Here is a 19,291-nt window from a genome sequence, read left to right as displayed (position 1 = left end):
CATCGCATGATGTGCTTTTTTTATCTCTGGTTCGTTGCTTAAAAAGAAAACCAAGTTCTAAACGTTGTTGAATAGAACCTCTAACCTAAGTGTGAAATTGGCTTCTTCAATGTGCTTATCATAAGGCTCTCTTTCCCATTGGTAGCGAGGGGTTAGTTCATAGAATAACCACTCTTTCCAAACGTTTTGCCGATAAGTCACCGACACTTGTGAATATTCATAGTGGTTGTAAGGTTCGTTGGTTGCCTTGATAGTCGCGCTATATTGGAGAGCTTGATCTTGAGAAAGGTAGTGGTATAACGTCAAGCCCGTACCATATTCCCATCCTTTTAAATCATCGTTATAACCCGCAAAGTTCGACCATCTAGCTAAGAAATCATCACTTAGTGAAAGATCAAAATCGATATCGGTGATCTCTCCTGTCTCTTGCTTATCTTGATAAACACGTTGAGTCAGCCTAACTACGGCATCTGTAGTCAAAGGGTAGGTAAAACGATAGCGAGCTTCGATTCGTGGGCGCAGTGTTGCTTTGATATTGAAACTACTGTAACCCTTGGCATAGGCATCGTAGCGTAAACCTAATGCACTTTCTAATTCTTCTGAGTCGTTAGGGAAGAAATCAAAGAACTCTTCATCGCTGACTGATTCATAGATCAACTTCAACCGCTTACTGACAAAAGGAAGATGTAAACGCGCATTGAGTTTTGTTGAGTAGCCCACGTCACCACCTTCAGAGTAGATGAAATCGTTGTACCAACGGACGGACGTGCCAGCTCTAGCATCTTCTGTAATACGGTCATCAACAAAGAAGCTATCGAACCACAGGGCGGGTTGACAAAATTTACTGTTTAGGAAGTGGTAGGCTTTTTCTAAAGGAGCGTCTTCTAATGGCTGGCTGTGACACTCATTCTGTTCCTCCGCTTTAACAGAGTAGGACATGAGTGAAGCTAATAATGAGGTGCTAACTATCCAACGACTCAATGGAACCTGTTTGTTATTCTATATATCAATAGTTTAACTATAACCAAGCGATTACAACAATGCGACTTTTTAGTGGTTTATCGTGACTTTTGAGGTAGAGGCCGACAAATGAAAACGGACTCAGAAGGTGAGTCCGTTTGTGTTTACATTGATCTGTTTCTAGAACAATATTTGACCGAGCAAGGTCAAAATGTCTTAGTATCTAGATTACATTGCCGCTTCGAAGATTGCTGAAATCTCTTCGTGGGTTGCTTGTTTAGGATTAGTGAAACCACAAGCATCTTTCAGTGCGTTGTCAGAAAGTGTAGGGATGTCTTCAAGCTTCGCACCTAGTTTTGCGATACCTGTTGGGATATTTACGTCGTTTGCTAGTTGAACAATCGCGTTGATCGCTGCTTCTGCACCTTGCTCTGGTGTCATGCCTTCAATATTCACACCCATTGCTTTTGCAACGTCACGTAGACGCTCAGGGCAAACCTGCGCGTTGTAGCGTTGAACGTGTGGAAGCAAGATAGCGTTGCATACGCCGTGTGGAAGGTCGTAGAAACCACCTAGTTGGTGCGCCATCGCGTGAACATAACCAAGAGAAGCATTGTTGAAAGCCATACCTGCCATGAATTGCGCATAAGCCATTTGTTCACGAGCTTCAATATCGTCGCCATGTGCTACGGCTGTTCTCAGGTGTGCTTGTACAAGTTCAATCGCTTTAATTGCTACTGCATCTGTAATTGGTGTTGCTGCGATAGAAACGTAAGCTTCGATTGCGTGTGTTAACGCATCCATACCGGTTGCAGCAGTTAATGATGCAGGTTTAGCAAGCATCAACTCAGGATCGTTTACGGAGATAAGCGGTGTTGTGTGTTTATCAACGATAGCCATTTTAATGTGACGAGCTTCATCGGTAATGATGCAAAAGCGGGTCATCTCAGACGCTGTTCCTGCCGTGGTATTAATCGCAATCAACGGCATCATTGGCTTTTCAGACTGATCAACGCCTTCGTAATCAGCAATCTTGCCACCGTTAGAAGCAACCAGTGCGATACCTTTTGCGCAGTCATGCGGAGAGCCACCACCAAGAGACACAACAAAATCACAATCATTGTCTGTAAGCAGTTCAAGGCCATCATTAACGTTGGTGATGGTAGGGTTTGGTTGAGTGCCATCGAAGACAACAGCTTCAACACCACGTTGGTTAAGAAGATCTTGGACCTGCTTTACCACACCAATTTGGTTCAGGATTTTATCGGTAACAATAAGCCCTTTTTTAAAGCCTTGAGACTGAATGCTATCAGCAGCATCTTTCAAACAGCCTGTGCCCATGAAGTTGATTGTAGGGATGTAGAATGCACTAGACATTGGAAAACTCCGTTAATTATGATTTTTGGTTTCTTTTATGTTGTCGGTAATCAGAAGGGAGTCTTTTGATCTGAGATAAGTTTGAGCCCGAACTACCACTTTGTAATTATGTGGTGTGATAGGGCTCATATAGCAATCGTTTTTATGGTTTTATGGTTTTATGGTTTTATTGTGTGTTTATTATCAACATCGAAAAGCTGAATTTTGGTAGATATGCAGGGATATTGATGAATAATGTGGCGAAAAATACACATTATCGTCTTGGTTCATCTTCGTTAGAAAGGATTATTTCAAGTTCAGGCTGGGTTAGACTGTGTGTAGGTTCTGCTTCTGAAATTTCATTTTCTTCTGGCTCTTTATCATAGTATTTAACAAGAAAAGGAGTAAGCATGATAGATGACGGTAAGAAGTGCTTCATAATACCTCCGGGTATTTGAGTGTATTTATTGTATGGTATTGGTTTAATATGTGGCAAAATTTGCGATACATCATGACTTGTTGCTTGTTTTCTATAAATTCTTAGAACTATATTCAGGCTCACAAAAATGGTAGTAGAATGAACACTTAGCCTTTGAGGCTAAGAAAGAACAAAAATAACACGGCTAGATAGCGCGAATAATAGGACAGATAATGAAGTACGATTGGATATTCTTTGATGCAGATGAAACCTTGTTCCATTTTGATGCTTATCAAGGAATGAAGCTGATGTTTTCTCGTTTTGGGGTGGATTTCAGCGAGCAAGATTATTCGGCTTACCAAAAGGTTAATTTACCACTTTGGGTTGATTACCAAGATGGTCGTATTACCGCAGACCAACTGAAACACACCCGCTTCGAAAGCTGGGCCGAGAAACTAGAGACAACAACGGCTGCTTTAAACAGTGCATTTTTAACAGCGATGGCAGACATCTGTTCATTATTACCGGGTGCACAAGAGTTGATGGAGTCTTTAAAAGGCAAAGTGAATATGGGCATCATTACTAACGGTTTTACAGAGCTGCAGTCAATCCGTTTAGAGCGCACCGGAATGACAGATTACTTTGATCACGTGATTATTTCTGAAGAGGTTGGGGTAGCCAAACCGGACGCCCAGATTTTTGAATATGCACATAAGCTGGTGGGATTTCCATCCAAGCAAAGAGTGTTGATGGTTGGAGATAACCCGCATTCAGATATTCTAGGTGGGCTAGATTTTGGTATCGAGACTTGTTGGTTAAACAGCCAAGAAAAGGCAATACCTGCGGGTATTAACCCTCATTATCAAGTTAAGTCACTGGCTGACTTACAAGCGCTTTTATTGGCTTAGGCAATAACAACTAGCACCAACGAATACGCAATAACAAATAGTTTATTTCGTAAATTGCTCAATATTCGGAAGTCGCTTAAGTTTTCGCAAATTAATAACCGATGGCCGAGTACGAAAATGTACTCGGCCAAATATTTTAAACTTGGTTTAGCTTACAGAGTGATGACCACAAACAGATAAAGGAAGAGGCGTGCTGAAATCTCATCGTTATAGCTGCTACGGTATTATCGCCATTTTATTGTGGAGCTGCTTGATTGCTCTGTCTCGTAGTGTGTCAGAACAGCTTGGTCCAGTTGGTGGTGCAGCCAGTCTTTACACTGTGAGTGCGCTGTTGTTAGTGTGTGTGATGGGGTTACCAAAACTGTCACGCTTCTCTAAGTCTTACCTACTGATCGGTGGCGCGCTGTTTGTTTGCTATGAGATTTTCTTGGCTCTTGCTTTGGGAATGGCGAACAGTCGACATCAGGCAATAGAAATGGCCGTTATCAACTATTTATGGCCAGCACTGACGGTGTTATTTGCGGTGCTACTGAGCGATAAGAAGATTAACTGGTTGGTTTATCCAAGTATCTTCTTGGCATTTTTTGGGGTGGCTTGGAGCATCAGTGGTGATCAAGGTCTTTCTGTCGACCAAATTGCAGCCAACATTGCGACCAACCCAAAAACTTATTCAATGGCGTTCTTTGGTGCGATTATTTGGGCTGTTTATTGTAATTACACCCAGCGCGTTGCGAAAGGGCAGAATGCGATTGTGCTGTTCTTTATCGCTACGGCGGTCACTCTGTGGATTAAATACGCACTGAGTGATGAAACCGGTATGGTAATGACAACCAGTGCTGCAATTGATTTAGCATTAGCTGGCGCTTGTATGGGCGCAGGCTATGCACTTTGGAACACGGCGATTCTTGGTGGCAACATGGTGTTTTTGGCAACCATGTCGTACTTTACGCCAATCTTCGCGACGCTACTTTCCTCGGTGATTTTGGGCTTGTCATTGACTATGACGTTTTGGCAGGGCGTATGTATGGTAACGATTGGCTCTTTAGCTTGCTGGTGGGTAACAAGAGAAAAACCGACGGCAAAGGCGTCGGCTTCTAAAAAGGTTCAATCTCAGTCTTAATTTGCGCTTATGTCCCAGCGTCATTTGCTAGGTGAAAGCTTAGCTCGCGACATTGAGGTTCAGTTGCAGCTCATAAGGCATTTTAGATAAGCGTCGCTTAAGTTGGCGGCGCGTACGTTCTATATCATCGACCGCAATGGCTTGTTGGTTGTTGGTATGGATATCAACGTTAATTCTTAGCTCCGGCCCAACCTTTGTTACACCGATTAGCTCTAAATCTTGCTCTGCATCTTTGTCTACAGCGATAACGTTTTTATCTACCGTGTCACAAATATCTTTGGTTGCCGACATCATAAGCAGTTCACGCATTGCTTCTCTTAGCATATCGAAAGGTACTTTGATGAAGTAGAAAGACATCAGCAACATCATCGTTGGATCAGCATATACTGCGTACTCTGCTAGCGGAGAAAAAGTAATTAACCAAGCCGCCACGAAACCTGCCGTTACCGCTACACTCAACAGTGTATCCATTTGCCACTGCTTAGATTCAGCTTGAATCAGACCAGAAGAAATACGCTTACTTTTATTGGCGATGTACCACCAAGCGTAACCACAACCCAATACGTTGAAAATACCAAACAGAGTCGCGATAGAAGCATCGACTTCACGACCACCTGTCATCAAAGCACCGATCGCTGAATACAATGAGTAACCAACCACAAGCAGAATAACAATGGCTTTAATTGCGATAACAATCGGTTCGATGATCGCTCGACCAAACGGGAACTCTGTGTCTGAAGGGCGATTAATGTATTTTGAGGCAGCTAGTGACAATAAAGTTAACAGTAAGCTAATGAGAGAATAGACACCGTCAAATACTATGACTAGAGAGCCGACGAGAAGGCCTAATACCAGTCCACCGGTGGCGAAGCCTGATGCTAAAAGGGCTGAGAACAAGAGTACTCCGTTTTCGTTTTGGCTTTTCCTGTCACACATAATATTTTCCAGATGTTTTTGATAACTTCATTGTTCTAACATTGAGTTGGCTTTACAAACTTTATCTGATGATGGTTATATGCATTATTTAGTTTTAATAAATAAATCTATAATATTCATATATTTAGTTTTATTTTTAGGTGTCACTAAAATTGACGATGACTGTTTTTGGAGTAAAGTGTGCAAGCGAAATAGGATGGTTTATCATTAGTTAAATATATCTGTTGTTGTGCATTTTATAGATGTGTGAATTTGAACTGCTATTACCAAGGAGTAGGTGCATATGAAGTTTGACGATATCAGTGATAACGAGTTGTGGGTGATTGCTAACCCGATCATGGATAATCTGATGGAAGGTTCAACCAAAATTGACCATGATCTGCATTGCAGGGACTTTACTCAGCGAATGAAAGATATTGTTACGCCAGATTACTTAGAAAAGGTGTGCCATCATTATCAACATAGCAATGGCTTTTTTGCTGAGCGTGAGCCTGTCGCGCTGTTTAGACGTTCCGATTCAATTGCCTTTGTTTGGAAGCAAGCATACACGATTGCTAGAGGCGAATTTGTGGCTGAAATGGTGCTGGTAGAAGAAGACGGTCGCTACTTGGTAGACCATGTGATGGTTTTCTAATCTAGGAAGTCTATGATCGTTTTGCATCGATTTGGAAATCACCTGTTTAGATATTAACCGTTAGAAATCAAACAAGTAGTCGCTGAGCTGGTCGGCTAACCAATTCATTCCTGGATGTTCAGCCATCCCTGCTGCTGTAAACATGCAGTAATCCTCTTGCGTCAAGCCGTAAGTGTGCTTGATCACCGCTAATTCCTGCTCGCGCAATAAATGACGAATTAATGGTTCAGGCATTACGCCCCAAGCTTCTTCTCGTAAGATTGTATCTAGCATAAAGTCAAAGCTAGAGAAGCCGATGTAACGGCGAGAGAATGGCTCAAGCTCAGGATTATCCTTTTCGTTAAGGTAAACCATGGTCGCTTGCATTGAATTTCTCAATACTTCATCAGAAACACGTCGCATCGCACTCAGATCATGCCCTTTCTTACACACAGACATCATTCGAATTTTACCGAGTGGATTGTAGATAATCCTTGGATCGTCAACACGTTCGTAATCGACACCAAATGCGAAGTCGACTTGTTGGGTTTCAACGAGGTTAGCTAAGTCGCCGCTCGACGCGAGAACGAAGTTGAATGAAGTCGACGGGTACTTGTTGTTTAAGGTATGAGATAAGTCCTGCCACATCTCATCGGGTAGGGAATCATCTCGTGCAATCCAAATCTCTGCGTTGAATTCGCCCGAGACATGCAGGCAGGTTTGTTTAATACGCGCAGCCGTTACTAACATGCCTTCGCAGTCTTTGTAGATGGCTTTACCTGCTTCAGAGAGTTCAACGTGGTTTCCGCTGCGCACGAACAGTTCGACATCTAACTCTTTTTCCAAGGCTTTAATCGACATACTGAGTTTGGTTCGGTTGCATTCAAGCTGTCGCGCTGCTTCAGATACTGACCCTAAATCAGCAACAGAACAAAAGGCTTGGACTTGAGAAAGGTTCATTTCATTTCCATATTGAGCGGGTGTCGGTGCATATTATCTGAATATTGTGCTGACTATCTTAGAAATAGTCCATCTTTGCATGATAACTCTATGACGAATTGACTAATTTGGTTTACTCTGGAGAAGTTCCGAACCTACAAGAAGTAAAGATGGAGGCCATGATGGCGAAACAATGGGACGAATACGCCGTTGATTGGGATAAAGATCCCGCGACCGCAGTATTCGCACAGTCCGTATTTGACCAGTTAACACAGCTCGTTAATTTGAACGGAACCCGTGTCCTTGATTTTGGTTGTGGTACAGGACTACTCAGCCAGAAAATATCTCCTTTAGCAAAAGAGATCATCGCACTTGATATCTCCGAAGGGATGATTGAAGAGTTAGATAAGAAAGAGTTACCCAACGTTGAACCTGTTGTTGATCTTTTATCGCGGGGACTTGCAGCGCAGCATCCAGCATTCAGAAACCAGTTTGACGTAGTGGTAGCTTCTTCGGTGTGTGGTTTTATCCCTAACTTACAAGACACAGTCAGTCTTATTTACACGTTGCTTGAAAACGATGGCACGTTTGTACACTGGGATTGGTACTTAGACAATGACAGTGATGATTATGGCGTTAGCCAACAGCGCTCTGAAAACGTATTAAGTGCAGCCGGTTTTTCAGTTGTCGAAGTATCAACACCGTTCTCGATTGATACGCCACAAGGTACTTTGAAAGTATTGATGGGTGTTGGACGAAAACAAGCACTTCCTCATCTGTAATAGAGAATACATCTTGAGCTAGCATTCAGAGTACTCCTTCAAACACTAAACCCACATTAACGACTTAAGGTCAGTGATGTGGGTTTTCTATTTTTAGTCGTTTGTGTTCCAAACAGGCGAGCTAGTGAGTGCTTTTTAATATCTTCACTACCACTACCACTACCAACGGCAATACTGATTTCCTCTTTCCCATTTTGATCATAGATAAGTTAGTTTCCGACAAGTAATAAACTGGTAGTTTCCATTTTGGAAATGTATCGTTGACTACATTTCATTAGTGGAAATGCGGCTGTGAGATATAAAATAAGCCCATAATAAGTTTAAGGGTTTCATCATGAGCCACCAATCTGCGTCATCTACTTCTTCACCACTTTCAGATCAACAACAACGCTTTAGCAATATCATTTCAGATGCCAACCTGTCTCCAAAACAGAAGTCGAGCTATCTTGCTTTAGAAGCCGAAGCCAGCCTGCCGTATATGCCGGTAAGCAACGAAGTAGAGGAAGCCTTACAACAAGGTGTGCTATGTGACATGTTTGAAGGCCACGCTCCATTTAAGCCGCGCTATGTACTTCCAGACTATTCTAAATACTTACATCAAGGCTCAGAGTATTTAGAGCTTAGCGCGGCAACCAATTTTGATGAAGCGTTGAACATGCTTACCATTATCTACCATCACGTTCCATCTGTGACGTCGATTCCGGTCTACCTAGGACAGCTGGATGATGTATTGATGCCTTTTGTTGGTGACCTAACCGATGAACAGGTATATCAAAAACTTAAGCTGTTCTGGATCATGTTGGATCGCACGCTTCCTGATGCGTTCATGCACGTTAATATCGGTCCAACAGACAACGTTGTGTGCCGTACGATTTTGCGCGTAGATGCTGAACTGAAGCAGATCGCACCAAACCTAACCTTTATGTACGACCCTGCTGTGACCCCTGACGATCTACTTCGTCATGCGGCAAGCAATATCTGCGAGTGCGGTAAACCACATATCGCAAACTATCCAGCGCATGCCGAGGCTTACGGCGACAAGCGTTTTGGTATTGTGAGCTGCTATAACTCTTTGCCTCTAGCGGGTGGTTCAAACACCTTGGTGCGTGTGAACCTTAAGCAAGTGGCGTTGAAGTCTGAGGATAGTGCTGATTTCTTACGACAAGTATTGCCGAATTACAGTGGCAAAATGGTTGAACTGATGAACGCACGTAGCCGCTTCTTGCATGAAGAGTCTCACTTTTTTAAAGGCTTCCTGGCCAAAGAAGGCCTTATTGAAGAAGACCGATTTGCGCCAATGTTTGGCATTTATGGCATGGCTGAAGCGGTAAACATTCTGTTGGAAAAAGAAGGTAAAGCAGGGCGCTATGGTCACGATGAACAAGCTAATCAACTTGGTCACCGCATTTCTGAAAAGCTGGCTGAGATCGTTGAAAGCTCTGAAGTGAAGTATGGGCTTGAGGGTAAAGCTTTGCTGCATGCTCAAGGCGGTATTAGTTTAGATGAAGATGTGACTCCGGGTGTGCGTATTCCTTATGGCACCGAACCTGACCCAGTCTCTTACGTTCGCGCTACCGCGGGTCACCATAAGTTCTACACCTCGGGTATCAGTGACATTCTTACCATCGACGAAACAGTGAAATCTAATCCTGAAGCGATGTTCAATTTGTGCAAAGGGGCGATTCAAGCGGGTTACCGTGAGTTTACGGCTAACGTCGCGTCAAATGATCTGGTTCGCGTGACAGGTTATATGGTCAAGCTATCTGATATTGCAAAATATGATGAGCAAGGTTCACGTACCAATACCACATTCTTAGGTGCTGAAGCGGCTAAAAACACGGGCATTCTTGAGCGCAAACCACGAGTAGCGAGTTTAGAGATGTCACCGACGTACGCTTAATACTTAAGCGTACGTATGACAGTGAGCTTAAGTATCGTATTAATACTATGAATAATAAAAGTTTCTGATCTAATGACTCAAATGGCTAGGGTTAAAAATAATAAGACAGAAAAACAAGCGAAGGTCAGCCGTGTGCTGACCTTTTCTTGTGTTGACGGACCGGGAAATCGCTTGGTGCTGTTTCTGCAAGGTTGTAATTTTGATTGTATTACTTGTCATAATCCACACACCATCAATCATTGCAACCATTGTGGAGGCTGCGTTAGTGGCTGCCCAAGTGGCGCACTATTTTTGACTAAAGGTAAAGTTGTGTGGGACCTGGCAGCCTGTACAAATTGCGATCAGTGCATCGATATCTGCGCTCATAAGTCGAGTCCGAAAATTACCACAATGACGGTCTCTGAGATTCTTACTCTCGTTAAACATAACGCATTCTTTCTGAGCGGTATCACTGTCTCTGGCGGTGAGGCGACGATGCAACTGCCGTTTATTATCGAGCTGTTCCAAGCAATTAAAAGTGATCAGCAATTAGCACACCTTACGTGCTTTATTGATAGTAATGGTTCGTTACCAATACAAGGTTGGGAAAGAGTATTACCATACCTTGATGGTGCGATGATTGACTTAAAATCATGGCAATCGGAAACGCATCAATGGCTTGTCGGAAGAGGCAACCATCGAGTATTCAAAGCCATTAACTACCTTGCTGAGAAAGGCAAACTGCATGAAGTTAGGTTGTTGCATATCCCAAATAAAAGCGATCTCGAAGATGAAATTGAACAGGTGGGATGTTACTTGAAGGTGCTGCCTAGTGATGTTGGAATTCGACTGAATGCGTTTCAACATCATGGCGTGATTGGCGAAGCGTTAGATTGGCCGACATGCACCGAACAACAGATGCAGAGCTTTCACGATAAGCTCTACACCATAGTTCAAAGGCCGATACAAACCCCTGGGGTATATACCTAATTCTTTTGAAGCCCGCTTTCACAAAAGGAGTTAGCTTGTTAGAGTTGCTTCCAGTTAATACCTAGGCTTCTAAGAACAAGTCACACAACCATTTGATCGCTTGGTCATTCATGTTGGGTTTGTTCCATACCAAGCTATACGCCACCTTACCGTAATCAAAAGGCAAGGGCTTGCTCACTAAACCTTGAGCTTGTTTAGCTTGTTCAGCCCACTGCTTAGAACAAGTGAACAAGAAAGGTGTGTGATGGCACAGCACAGCCGCAGCACCAAAATCTGCTACCGATATCGCCATCTCTCGTGGTTTATGGCATTGAACCAGGTTTTGCTCAAAGTAAGGCTTGGAGAGTTCATTATCTAAGATCCCAATATGCTTATAATCTAAATAACCTTCAACGGTCAGGTCCCGCTGAGCGAGAGGGTGGTGTGCGCCCATTAAACATACCATTTCGTCTGGAAGAATTGTTTCCCAAACCAGTTCTTTGTTATCTGTTGGGGGCTGGGAAATATCATGAGGTAACAAGATCAAGTTTACCTTGCCACTAAGCAGAGCATCGAAGCCGAGTTGTTGCTTGGAGTAGATATTGAGCTTAGCCTTGGGGGCGAGTTCGGTGGTGATTTTGCTGATCTTAGAGGCGAAAACTTCAAAGGTACTTTCACGCATCGACAGCGAAAAGCTACCTTGGTATTTTTGAGGTGAAAAACTTTTTTGATGAAGCAATCCATTCATACTTGAAAGGATCGCGTGAACAGTCGGAGCTATCTGCAATGCAAATGGTGTCGGGATCAGTTTGGTGCCATCTCGGTAAAACAGTTCGTCATTTAGAATGTCGCGTAGTTGAGATAAGGTTTTGCTTACACTCGAAGGGCTTACACAGAGTTGCTCTGAGGTTTGCGTGACGCTGTGGGTATTTAGCATAATATGAAGCGCAGTGAGGTGCTTAAGGCTCACTCTAGATAAGTGTAAATAATCCATTTGTGACTCACGCATTAAGAATGGCTTGTGATTTTGCTTAATCCACACAATCACACAAGCCAAATTAGATAAAGGTTATTAACGAGCTAATTTATGGTGAGCTCGTGAAAAGTGGCCAGCGCAAAACGCACCGACAATCGATAGCTCACCCGCCAGACACAGTGCAGCACATACCTCAGCGAGGGCTTGTGATTTACCATTGCCGTGAAGACCAAGTAAATCGAGACACGCCTTTTGACTTGGCAGGCAAGTACCGCCGCCCACTGTTCCTAACATTAAATTAGGCAGTGTTACGCTCGCGTACAAACCGCCTTCTTTGTTGATTTCCATACGAGTCATGCCTATTGCTGATTCAGCAACACACGCTGCGTCTTGGCCACAAGCAATGTAGAGAGCAGCTAGTGCATTGGCATAATGGGCATTAATGCCGATAGTGCCGCTCAAAGCACCGCCGACAGTGGTCATCTGGCCAAACTGAACCATCTTCTGTGGCGTGGTATGTAGGTACTTAGCAACCAATTCTGGGGATATATTCACCTCAGCGGTGACTTTTTTGCCACGAACGCTTCGTAAGGTTTGTGTATTGGCTTTCTTGTCGCCTGATAAATTGCCATCGAGAAAGGCATGATCAGGCTTAACTGGCGTATTTTCTATGATGTACTCAAATACGGCATTGGTCGCGATAGTCACCATATTTTGACCAGAGGCATCTCCAGTTAGAAATTCAAACACCAAGTAAACATGGTTACCCTCGATGTTGATATTGATGTCGGTAAGTTTGCCGTGTGAGGTTGTCGATTCCGCCAAGGTTTTAAATTGGTCATATTGTGTCACGGCCCAAGCCACAAACTGCCCGGCTTCAACTAACCCTTGGAATGCAAAGCCTGGGGTACGAGTGACGCCTTCGTTTAACAACATTGCACTTGCGCCACCACAAGCGGTAATCAGCTTTGAGCCACGGTTATAAGATGCAACAAGTGCAGCTTCAGTTGTTGCTAGCGGTACCAGGTAGTCACCCTCAGCGAATAAGCCATTGACTCTTAGTGGACCAGATATACCAACAGGGATTTTCACTGTTCCAATAAAGTGCTCGATGTTTTTTTCGTAGGCTTGGAATTGACTTTGCGTATGCGGGTCGAGTAGCTCTTGTTGTGATTCTGAATTATTGAGAGCAGCCCAACGGCGCGTTAGATTCTTTTCTGTCAGGTACGGGCTCGGAGTCAGTTTATTCACTGGCTTTTCAAAATGAGGTTGAAGCTTTTTTTCTAATTCGTCTGCGGAGATGTCGCCCCCTAAAATAGAAACATAGTCACGGCGATGCAGATTTAGTTTTGGCATAAATAGTATGAAGTAAAGTTTGCGCAGCAAAATTGATTTGCGCTGATTCTACCGAGTAATAAGCCAGAAACAAGCATCTGATATAATGAGTTACAGTTTGTGTGGTTGTGATGACAAAAAGGAGCTAATGATGGCTCAAAAAATGGCCTTTGAGACGTTATTCTAAATATGGATGTCGAGAAGACTACCGATGGCTTCATTTTGACGGTCAATCACGCTGGCTCCCACACGGTTGTAATTTGCACTTTGTGTCAGTTTTAAGATTGCATCGTTTGACGAGGTAATGGGATCAGCTTCTTTCTCTTTAAAAGAAATGGATTGGTCAGGTTCTACTTGATTAAAGCTCAAGTCGCTACCTTGGATTTGGTCGTCGGGGTTGGATGTGTGTTGAGAGGCTTGGTTGAGTTCGAGCGCTGCTTCTTCAGCCATATTGGTTGACTGCTGAATGATGGCATAACCAGATTGAATTCCCGATATCGACATAGCAGAACCTTTAATTGACATACGGACTAAGTCTAGGTGGACGATATATTGAGCGCAATGATGATTTGATAAAACTTACTATGAAACGATGAACTTGAGCTAAAATAGTGACGGGTGTCTACTAATTGAACAGGTCATTTAGCGCGTTTAGCTCTTCATCAGTCAGAAGAGATGGCTTATCCAGCTCAAGACTTCCGTCGATCTCGCCTTGAAGCGCTTTAAGTTGTTGAGGATTGAGAAGCTGTATTTGCTCCTTAAACGCTTCAAATTGTTGTGTATTCATAGTGTGACCTTTGTTCAAATCCATATGCTCTATAGAGCATAGCCTACTGATTCGGAAAATCAAACAAGATTAAGTGAATATTAAATGAAGTTTGATAGTTCCCAAAACTAAGACAACTATAAATTGCTTTGGTCATTTTTTGTCCGAGAAATGTTAGGCAAAGTTATGGCTTGGTCAATCAATGTCAGAAAATTCCCACAATGTAAAAATCTCCTCAGCCCTTATTGCATAAGGTCGCGTAATAGTTTGTCTTGCCTCCTTATCGGTATGGGTAGAGTGAGTTTTTGCTATTGATAGAACAATGTACAAATAAAAGGGTGGTTAATAATTGCTCGATCTTGGCTATCTTTTTGTTTTTACAGTATTTTGTTTATTTCTCAAGACGCGCCTGTGTCGAGCGACTTATCAATCTTAACTTTTACCGCAAATTTGGTCGCTAAGGTATGGAGTTCTGGAAGCATTCGATAAATCAAATGAAGCTGTTGTAAGACCATTCTGACAGAGCTTTCATCTTCTTCTCGCCATTCACTTAAACGCTGATCAAGCTCAGGGTCGTAAGAATTTTTCACTTCACACTGTTCTTGATGAGAATAGAGCTGATCATTGAGAGCGTTGAGATGCTCATGTATGACACGGTGTGCGTCCAATACCAGTTTGTGTGTGGCTTCGTCATCGATACGAGTCCGATGGGCACCGAGTGCTGAAATATAGCTTAGTAAAGCATGATTGAGCGTAAGGAATCGAAAGCTCTCATCTTCTGAGGTGCGATATTTGCCGGGCTCAACCAACATGCTGCTGATGGCCACTGTTAGGTTCGCATCGTTATTGTGTGCGCTGCGACGTGCAATACGGTAATTTAGCGTGTCTTTTTTACCTACACGGTACTGACCAATGATTTGAGCCAGGTAGTTTTTATTTGAAGCGAGGGCGTCTGCCATGACTTTATGTAATCGCTTTGATTGCCAGTCTGGTAATACGTAGATCACAGCGAGTACGGCGAGAGCACAACCTATAAAGGTGTCAGCTAATCTTGGAAGTACAACGGCGAAGCCTTCTCCAAGTTGATTAAAACAGAATAATACCAATAAGGTAATGAAGCCCGTTGCGAAGCCATAGTTATTAATGCGGAATGCAAAGAACATCACGCCACTAATGACAATGAAAACCAATTGGCTCTCTTGGGAAGGGAAGAAAGTCAGTAACGGAACCCCAATGAGTAAACCTGCTACCGTGCCAATGACACGGGCGGTCAGTTTTTGTCGAGTTGCGCTGTAGTTTGGCTGACAAACGAACAGCGTCGTGAGTAGAATCCAATAACCACGTTCAATATTAAAACCTTGGATGATTCCGTAACCGAGTGTGAGCGTAATAGCCATGCGGATTGCGTGGCGAAATAGCATGGAGTCGGTATGCAGATTGGCTCTGATCTTTTGCCACATTGCTGTCAAAGTATGTGGGTTCGTATCGTCTAACACACCTTCTTCTAGTTTTTCGGCATCTGGATTACTGATATTCGATAGCTGTTTTTCAACGGTAGCTAGGTTGTTGAATAGATAATTCAATTGGTTTAACAGTGGCTTCCATTCTGGCTTGTTCTGTTGCTGTAAATGATTCAGTGAAGACATCAATTCATCAAGTGCCAGTACAGATTTGTCGCCATGTTGATATTCAGCACCAACTTTTAATGACGCCGCAACTTCTTTACAGGCCGCAGCTTGAGCTTCGAGCAGGTATTTGAAGCGAAACAGAACATCAGAACGTTCGAAATGTTTAGCTAGCTCTTGATAGCGATAGTGGCTTGAACTGACACGTTCATGAATATCTTGCGCGATGAAATAGGTGTTTAGGAACCGGTCACTTGGGCCATCAATGTGCCCTCGCTTGGAACGGTTAAGCAACGTTGCTTTGCACATGTTTAGTGCATTAACGGTGCTGGCATTCAACTTAGCTTCAATTATACGGTGTGGCTGTGGGATAAGGTCAGACACAGGATAGAATAGCTCCGCCTTTGATCCCATATAGGTGCCAATTTGATCAAATACGGTAGCAAGGTTCTGTTGCACGGGTTGCATTGGCCAGACAATTTGCCAAATCATTGACATGAAGTAGTACCAAGCTGCCCCTGTTAATAGCAGCAAAGGCTGAAACCATAGGTTGGTACTTTCGTGAGCGCCAAGCATGGTGTAGATAGCGACCAACAGCGAGCCAAACGCGATGCTGGCGTATTTAGGGCCAATCGCTCCGAGTATGATGAAAGAGAAGGTTGAAACGAAAAGCCCTATCGCGAACAGCCAAGGTGTATCGAAAAGAATCTCAATAGAGAAGGCTGCAACAGCGAAACAGATAAAGGTCAATGTGAGTGCTTTCAATCGACCAGTAAAGCTGTCATCACTTTCCGCTAGAGCAGCAGCAATGACGCCTAAAATAAGTGGGGTGATGAGTGTGTTTTGTCCATAATACCAAGCAGGCACCACAACACCGAGTAGGGTGATGAGAATTAATACGCTGTAATTTATGGTTTTATTCGCCCAATAGAGGCGTAATTTGGCAGAAAAGTCCACAGTCGCTCACTTGACACACTAAAACCATAATCCTAACAGAAATCAAGCACAAGAATTTGATACTTATCCATAATTGTCCCTAGATGGTCATGAAAGCGTCGATAAGATATGAGATATTATTAATTCTGATTGCATCATGATATAAATTCAATATTCCCAATTAAGAGCACGCTCCAATGCAGCTAAGCGCTAACAAGACTGCACAGTTTTTTATTCAAAATGAGTATCATCAGGTCGAACTTGATGGTCCACGCCTACTGTTGTCTTCAGTGGGTAGTGAAGAACGTATCCCGTTTACTATTTGGAGTGGCAAGATCGCGATAAAGCGCGGCTTGTTTTGGGGATCGTTGCAGTTTTTTGCTAACCAACAAGATGGCAAACAGCGCAGCTGGTTAGTGCAAGGGCTACCTTGGGATCAGTGTCGTCAGTTTGCTCGAGCCTCCGTTGCCGCTTATCAAAAATGGCATGACACTCAATGTGAACAACTCGCGGAACACGTCCCTCAATGGGAAGCTGAATTAACTCGTTTGGAGCAACTTCCTGCTTTCTTGCCGCATTCCAAGGTCAATACTTGGGTTGAAATGGTCAATTCAAGTTTAGAAAATATGACGATGACGCTAGAAGAAGCGGCTCAGCGTATGCCAAACCGATTTGCTCGTATGCAGCCATGGTTGTTAGAAACCGAGATTAAACAAGCTGAACGAAATCAACAGTGGCTAGAAACTGAAAGGAAGAACTGGGAAGTGCTGTTTGCACAATGTGAGTCATCACCGTTGAATTTGTCTCAGCAATACGCGGTTTTGATGAACGACGACCATAACCTCATTCTTGCTGGTGCAGGGTCAGGTAAAACTAGCGTTCTGACGGCTCGTGTTGCTTATTTATTGCAAAGCCATCAGGCTCAAGCTGAAGAGATTCTATTGCTTGCATTTGGTCGAGAAGCGGCTGACGAAATGAAACAGCGTCTCGATAGCAAAATTGGCTTATCAGCTGAAAAAGTTCAAGTCAGCACTTTCCATCAATTAGGTTTGAAGATACTGAATCAAGTAGAAACCGAACGCGTTGTTATTTCTCCTCTCGCGCTAGACAATAATCAACGCCAAGCATGGTGCATTGATTGGTTGAAGAAGCACTGGATGACGCCGACCAACTTCAAGCGTTGGCAAAAACACCTGTCTAAATGGCCAATCGCGTATTTGACCGGAGATGATGAACTTGGTAGTCATGTATCGAACCTTAAGTTAATCGGTTGGCTCGAAAAACAACTTGAGCAGTTAAACGCGTCGGGCTTATCGAAGAAAGAAGTCCAGCAACAGTTAATCGATCATCGGGATTACACGCGCTTAAACAGTGAACTTTCATTGTGCTGGCCGTGTGTCATCGCATGGCAGAAAGCGCTAAAAGAAGAGAATCATATCGACTTCTCGACCATGATTAGTCGTGCGACTCAATACGTGGAGAAGGGCAAGTTTGTCTCGCCTTGGAAGTTCATCATGATCGATGAATACCAAGATATCTCACCTGATCGTCTTGCTCTGGTTGAAGCGCTTTGTAATCAGTCGAAGGCTCAACACCAAGCTTCTATCTTTGCAGTTGGTGATGACTGGCAGTCTATCTACCAGTTTGCAGGTGCAGATGTTGATCTAACTACGGGCTTTAAGGATCGTTTTGAGAGCTCGACTACTCATCATCTAGATACAACTTATCGCTTTAATAATCAGTTAGGTGCGGTTGCCAATCGCTTTGTACAAGAAAACCCGATTCAGTTGCCGAAAGAGCTGAACAGCTTTAAGCAACAAAAGCAGAAGGCGGTCTATAGTGCGCCAAGTAAAGAAGTGGAGAAGATCCTCGATCAATTGAATCGACAATCGAAAGGTAAAACCAAAAAATCTGTCTTGTTGCTTGGTCGTAATCATTACCACAAGCCTGAATTGTTAGAAGATTGGAAAAAAATCTACACTTCGATTGATATCAATTTTATGACCTGCCATGCGAGTAAAGGTAAAGAAGCCGACTTCGTGATTATCCTTTGTGTTGATGAAGGACAGTTCCCGGCTAAAAAGAAGCAGCTACACATTGATGGAGCATTGACTGAATCGTCCGATGTTTTCCCTTACGCTGAAGAGCGTCGCCTGTTTTACGTGGCAATGACGCGAGCTAAAGAGAAAGTTTGGATTACGCACAGCGGTGATGGTTCTGGCTTCGTACAAGAACTTCATGGCTCTGATTATCCAGTGGTTCGAAAAAGGTAATGTGACTTGATGTGATGGTCTAAGATTAGGTCTCCAAGGCTCGCTTTATTATCAATAAGGCAACGGCATAAAGCACAAGGAATCCGCTATGGAACATGGTTCTATTAACTACATCGAATTTGCTGCACGAGACATCACAGCAACAAAGGTATTTTTTAGCCAAGTGTTTGGTTGGAAGTTTGAAGATTACGGTCCTGAATATTCTGCTTTTGAAGGTAAAGGTTTGATGGGAGGGTTCTATTTGGCAGAGTTAGCTTCTGATGCTGAAAGTGGCGCGGCGCTGATGGTTTTTTATAGCCAAGATCTTGAGCAAACCGAGCGTGATGTGATTGATGCTGGTGGGCATATAAACCGAGAGATTTTTAGCTTTCCTGGCGGACGACGTTTCCATTTTAAAGAACCGAGTGGTAATGAGATGGCGGTGTGGAGCGATAACTAGCTTCGTTCCGAAGCATAGAGTTACTTTTACCAAGCGTTACAAATAATTAAGCCTGCGATAA

General features: G+C 43.3%; 18 protein-coding genes. 8 read left to right on the top strand and 10 right to left on the bottom strand.

Annotation, left to right across the window (positions count from 1 at the left end; translation table 11 throughout):
* Positions 1-57: 57 nt before the first annotated feature.
* The 3 genes from ACFI6G_RS11850 to ACFI6G_RS11840 all read right to left on the bottom strand — a co-directional run bounded on the left by ACFI6G_RS11850 (position 58) and on the right by ACFI6G_RS11840 (position 2,755).
* Positions 58-939 carry a hypothetical protein gene (locus ACFI6G_RS11850; RefSeq protein ID WP_010428896.1) on the bottom strand — a complete coding sequence of 294 codons (882 nt, stop codon included), beginning with the start codon at positions 937-939 and terminating at the stop codon, positions 58-60.
* A gap of 249 nt (positions 940-1,188) precedes the next feature.
* Entirely contained in the window at positions 1,189-2,337 is a 1,149-nt protein-coding gene (yiaY, locus tag ACFI6G_RS11845) for an L-threonine dehydrogenase (protein WP_016794488.1), read from the bottom strand.
* 253 nt (positions 2,338-2,590) lie between these two features.
* Positions 2,591-2,755, bottom strand: coding sequence for a hypothetical protein (locus tag ACFI6G_RS11840; protein ID WP_010428901.1), 165 nt, complete (start codon positions 2,753-2,755; stop codon positions 2,591-2,593).
* A gap of 212 nt (positions 2,756-2,967) precedes the next feature.
* Between ACFI6G_RS11840 and yjjG the strand changes: the two genes are divergently transcribed.
* Together yjjG and yddG are read left to right on the top strand one after the other, a co-directional pair.
* Positions 2,968-3,642 carry a pyrimidine 5'-nucleotidase gene (gene yjjG, locus ACFI6G_RS11835; RefSeq protein ID WP_010428904.1) on the top strand — a complete coding sequence of 225 codons (675 nt, stop codon included), beginning with the start codon at positions 2,968-2,970 and terminating at the stop codon, positions 3,640-3,642.
* Positions 3,643-3,832: 190 nt separating this feature from the next.
* On the top strand, positions 3,833-4,762 hold the full coding sequence (gene yddG, locus ACFI6G_RS11830) for an aromatic amino acid DMT transporter YddG (RefSeq protein WP_010428906.1): 930 nt from the start codon (positions 3,833-3,835) through the stop codon (positions 4,760-4,762).
* A 39-nt stretch (positions 4,763-4,801) separates the two neighbouring features.
* On the opposite strand, the gene ACFI6G_RS11825 is transcribed toward yddG, so the two are convergent.
* Complete coding sequence (locus ACFI6G_RS11825; RefSeq protein ID WP_010428909.1) at positions 4,802-5,698, bottom strand: cation diffusion facilitator family transporter; 897 nt, start codon at positions 5,696-5,698, stop codon at positions 4,802-4,804.
* A gap of 283 nt (positions 5,699-5,981) precedes the next feature.
* On the opposite strand from ACFI6G_RS11825, the gene ACFI6G_RS11820 reads away from it, so the two are divergent.
* On the top strand, positions 5,982-6,332 hold the full coding sequence (locus ACFI6G_RS11820; RefSeq protein WP_016769174.1) for a hypothetical protein: 351 nt from the start codon (positions 5,982-5,984) through the stop codon (positions 6,330-6,332).
* A 60-nt stretch (positions 6,333-6,392) separates the two neighbouring features.
* Here ACFI6G_RS11820 and ACFI6G_RS11815 read toward each other — a convergent pair whose 3' ends face one another.
* Complete coding sequence (locus ACFI6G_RS11815; protein ID WP_010428915.1) at positions 6,393-7,271, bottom strand: LysR family transcriptional regulator; 879 nt, start codon at positions 7,269-7,271, stop codon at positions 6,393-6,395.
* Positions 7,272-7,432: 161 nt separating this feature from the next.
* On the opposite strand from ACFI6G_RS11815, the gene ACFI6G_RS11810 reads away from it, so the two are divergent.
* The 3 genes from ACFI6G_RS11810 (at position 7,433) to ACFI6G_RS11800 (ending at position 10,901) form a co-directional block, all read left to right on the top strand.
* A complete protein-coding gene (locus ACFI6G_RS11810) occupies positions 7,433-8,032 on the top strand; it encodes a class I SAM-dependent DNA methyltransferase (RefSeq protein WP_462710276.1) in 600 nt (199 codons plus the stop codon).
* Positions 8,033-8,366: 334 nt separating this feature from the next.
* On the top strand, positions 8,367-9,932 hold the full coding sequence (locus ACFI6G_RS11805; RefSeq protein WP_016769176.1) for a YjjI family glycine radical enzyme: 1,566 nt from the start codon (positions 8,367-8,369) through the stop codon (positions 9,930-9,932).
* 72 nt (positions 9,933-10,004) lie between these two features.
* Positions 10,005-10,901 (top strand): YjjW family glycine radical enzyme activase, encoded by an 897-nt coding sequence (locus tag ACFI6G_RS11800; RefSeq protein ID WP_016769177.1) that lies wholly within the window; start codon positions 10,005-10,007, stop codon positions 10,899-10,901.
* A gap of 61 nt (positions 10,902-10,962) precedes the next feature.
* Here the strand turns inward: ACFI6G_RS11800 and ACFI6G_RS11795 are convergent, their stop codons facing one another.
* The 5 genes from ACFI6G_RS11795 to yccS form a co-directional block, all read right to left on the bottom strand.
* Positions 10,963-11,874, bottom strand: coding sequence for a LysR family transcriptional regulator (locus ACFI6G_RS11795; protein WP_016788176.1), 912 nt, complete (start codon positions 11,872-11,874; stop codon positions 10,963-10,965).
* Between the two features lie 78 nt (positions 11,875-11,952).
* Positions 11,953-13,212: a hydroxymethylglutaryl-CoA reductase gene (locus ACFI6G_RS11790; protein WP_215945702.1), complete on the bottom strand. Its 1,260-nt coding sequence runs from the start codon at positions 13,210-13,212 to the stop codon at positions 11,953-11,955.
* 162 nt (positions 13,213-13,374) lie between these two features.
* A complete protein-coding gene (locus ACFI6G_RS11785; RefSeq protein WP_010428933.1) occupies positions 13,375-13,695 on the bottom strand; it encodes a hypothetical protein in 321 nt (106 codons plus the stop codon).
* A 121-nt stretch (positions 13,696-13,816) separates the two neighbouring features.
* Positions 13,817-14,002, bottom strand: coding sequence for a hypothetical protein (locus tag ACFI6G_RS11780; RefSeq protein ID WP_010428935.1), 186 nt, complete (start codon positions 14,000-14,002; stop codon positions 13,817-13,819).
* 353 nt (positions 14,003-14,355) lie between these two features.
* Positions 14,356-16,539, bottom strand: a complete 2,184-nt coding sequence (gene yccS, locus ACFI6G_RS11775; RefSeq protein WP_010428937.1) for a YccS family putative transporter — start codon at positions 16,537-16,539, stop codon at positions 14,356-14,358.
* Between the two features lie 176 nt (positions 16,540-16,715).
* Between yccS and helD the strand changes: the two genes are divergently transcribed.
* Both helD and ACFI6G_RS11765 read left to right on the top strand, forming a co-directional pair.
* On the top strand, positions 16,716-18,791 hold the full coding sequence (helD, locus tag ACFI6G_RS11770) for a DNA helicase IV (RefSeq protein WP_462710275.1): 2,076 nt from the start codon (positions 16,716-16,718) through the stop codon (positions 18,789-18,791).
* 88 nt (positions 18,792-18,879) lie between these two features.
* Positions 18,880-19,230, top strand: coding sequence for a VOC family protein (locus tag ACFI6G_RS11765; protein WP_010428944.1), 351 nt, complete (start codon positions 18,880-18,882; stop codon positions 19,228-19,230).
* The last annotated feature ends 61 nt before the right edge of the window (positions 19,231-19,291 follow it).

The sequence above is a fragment of the Vibrio sp. PSi01 genome (genome assembly GCF_054960695.1).
This window is presented reverse-complemented; position numbering and strand designations above follow the sequence as displayed.

What these genes read in the sequence shown, in the direction of transcription:
- yiaY (WP_016794488.1), bottom strand. Translation starts at nt 2,337, where the DNA reads ATGTCTAGTGCATTCTACATCCCTACAATCAACTTCATGGGCACAGGC.
- ACFI6G_RS11850 (WP_010428896.1), bottom strand. Translation starts at nt 939, where the DNA reads ATGTCCTACTCTGTTAAAGCGGAGGAACAGAATGAGTGTCACAGCCAG.
- ACFI6G_RS11815 (WP_010428915.1), bottom strand. Translation starts at nt 7,271, where the DNA reads ATGAACCTTTCTCAAGTCCAAGCCTTTTGTTCTGTTGCTGATTTAGGG.
- ACFI6G_RS11780 (WP_010428935.1), bottom strand. Translation starts at nt 14,002, where the DNA reads ATGGATTTGAACAAAGGTCACACTATGAATACACAACAATTTGAAGCG.
- ACFI6G_RS11800 (WP_016769177.1), top strand. Translation starts at nt 10,005, where the DNA reads ATGACTCAAATGGCTAGGGTTAAAAATAATAAGACAGAAAAACAAGCG.
- helD (WP_462710275.1), top strand. Translation starts at nt 16,716, where the DNA reads ATGCAGCTAAGCGCTAACAAGACTGCACAGTTTTTTATTCAAAATGAG.
- ACFI6G_RS11785 (WP_010428933.1), bottom strand. Translation starts at nt 13,695, where the DNA reads ATGTCGATATCGGGAATTCAATCTGGTTATGCCATCATTCAGCAGTCA.
- ACFI6G_RS11840 (WP_010428901.1), bottom strand. Translation starts at nt 2,755, where the DNA reads ATGAAGCACTTCTTACCGTCATCTATCATGCTTACTCCTTTTCTTGTT.
- ACFI6G_RS11805 (WP_016769176.1), top strand. Translation starts at nt 8,367, where the DNA reads ATGAGCCACCAATCTGCGTCATCTACTTCTTCACCACTTTCAGATCAA.
- ACFI6G_RS11820 (WP_016769174.1), top strand. Translation starts at nt 5,982, where the DNA reads ATGAAGTTTGACGATATCAGTGATAACGAGTTGTGGGTGATTGCTAAC.
- ACFI6G_RS11765 (WP_010428944.1), top strand. Translation starts at nt 18,880, where the DNA reads ATGGAACATGGTTCTATTAACTACATCGAATTTGCTGCACGAGACATC.
- ACFI6G_RS11790 (WP_215945702.1), bottom strand. Translation starts at nt 13,212, where the DNA reads ATGCCAAAACTAAATCTGCATCGCCGTGACTATGTTTCTATTTTAGGG.
- yjjG (WP_010428904.1), top strand. Translation starts at nt 2,968, where the DNA reads ATGAAGTACGATTGGATATTCTTTGATGCAGATGAAACCTTGTTCCAT.
- ACFI6G_RS11825 (WP_010428909.1), bottom strand. Translation starts at nt 5,698, where the DNA reads ATGTGTGACAGGAAAAGCCAAAACGAAAACGGAGTACTCTTGTTCTCA.
- ACFI6G_RS11795 (WP_016788176.1), bottom strand. Translation starts at nt 11,874, where the DNA reads ATGGATTATTTACACTTATCTAGAGTGAGCCTTAAGCACCTCACTGCG.
- ACFI6G_RS11810 (WP_462710276.1), top strand. Translation starts at nt 7,433, where the DNA reads ATGGCGAAACAATGGGACGAATACGCCGTTGATTGGGATAAAGATCCC.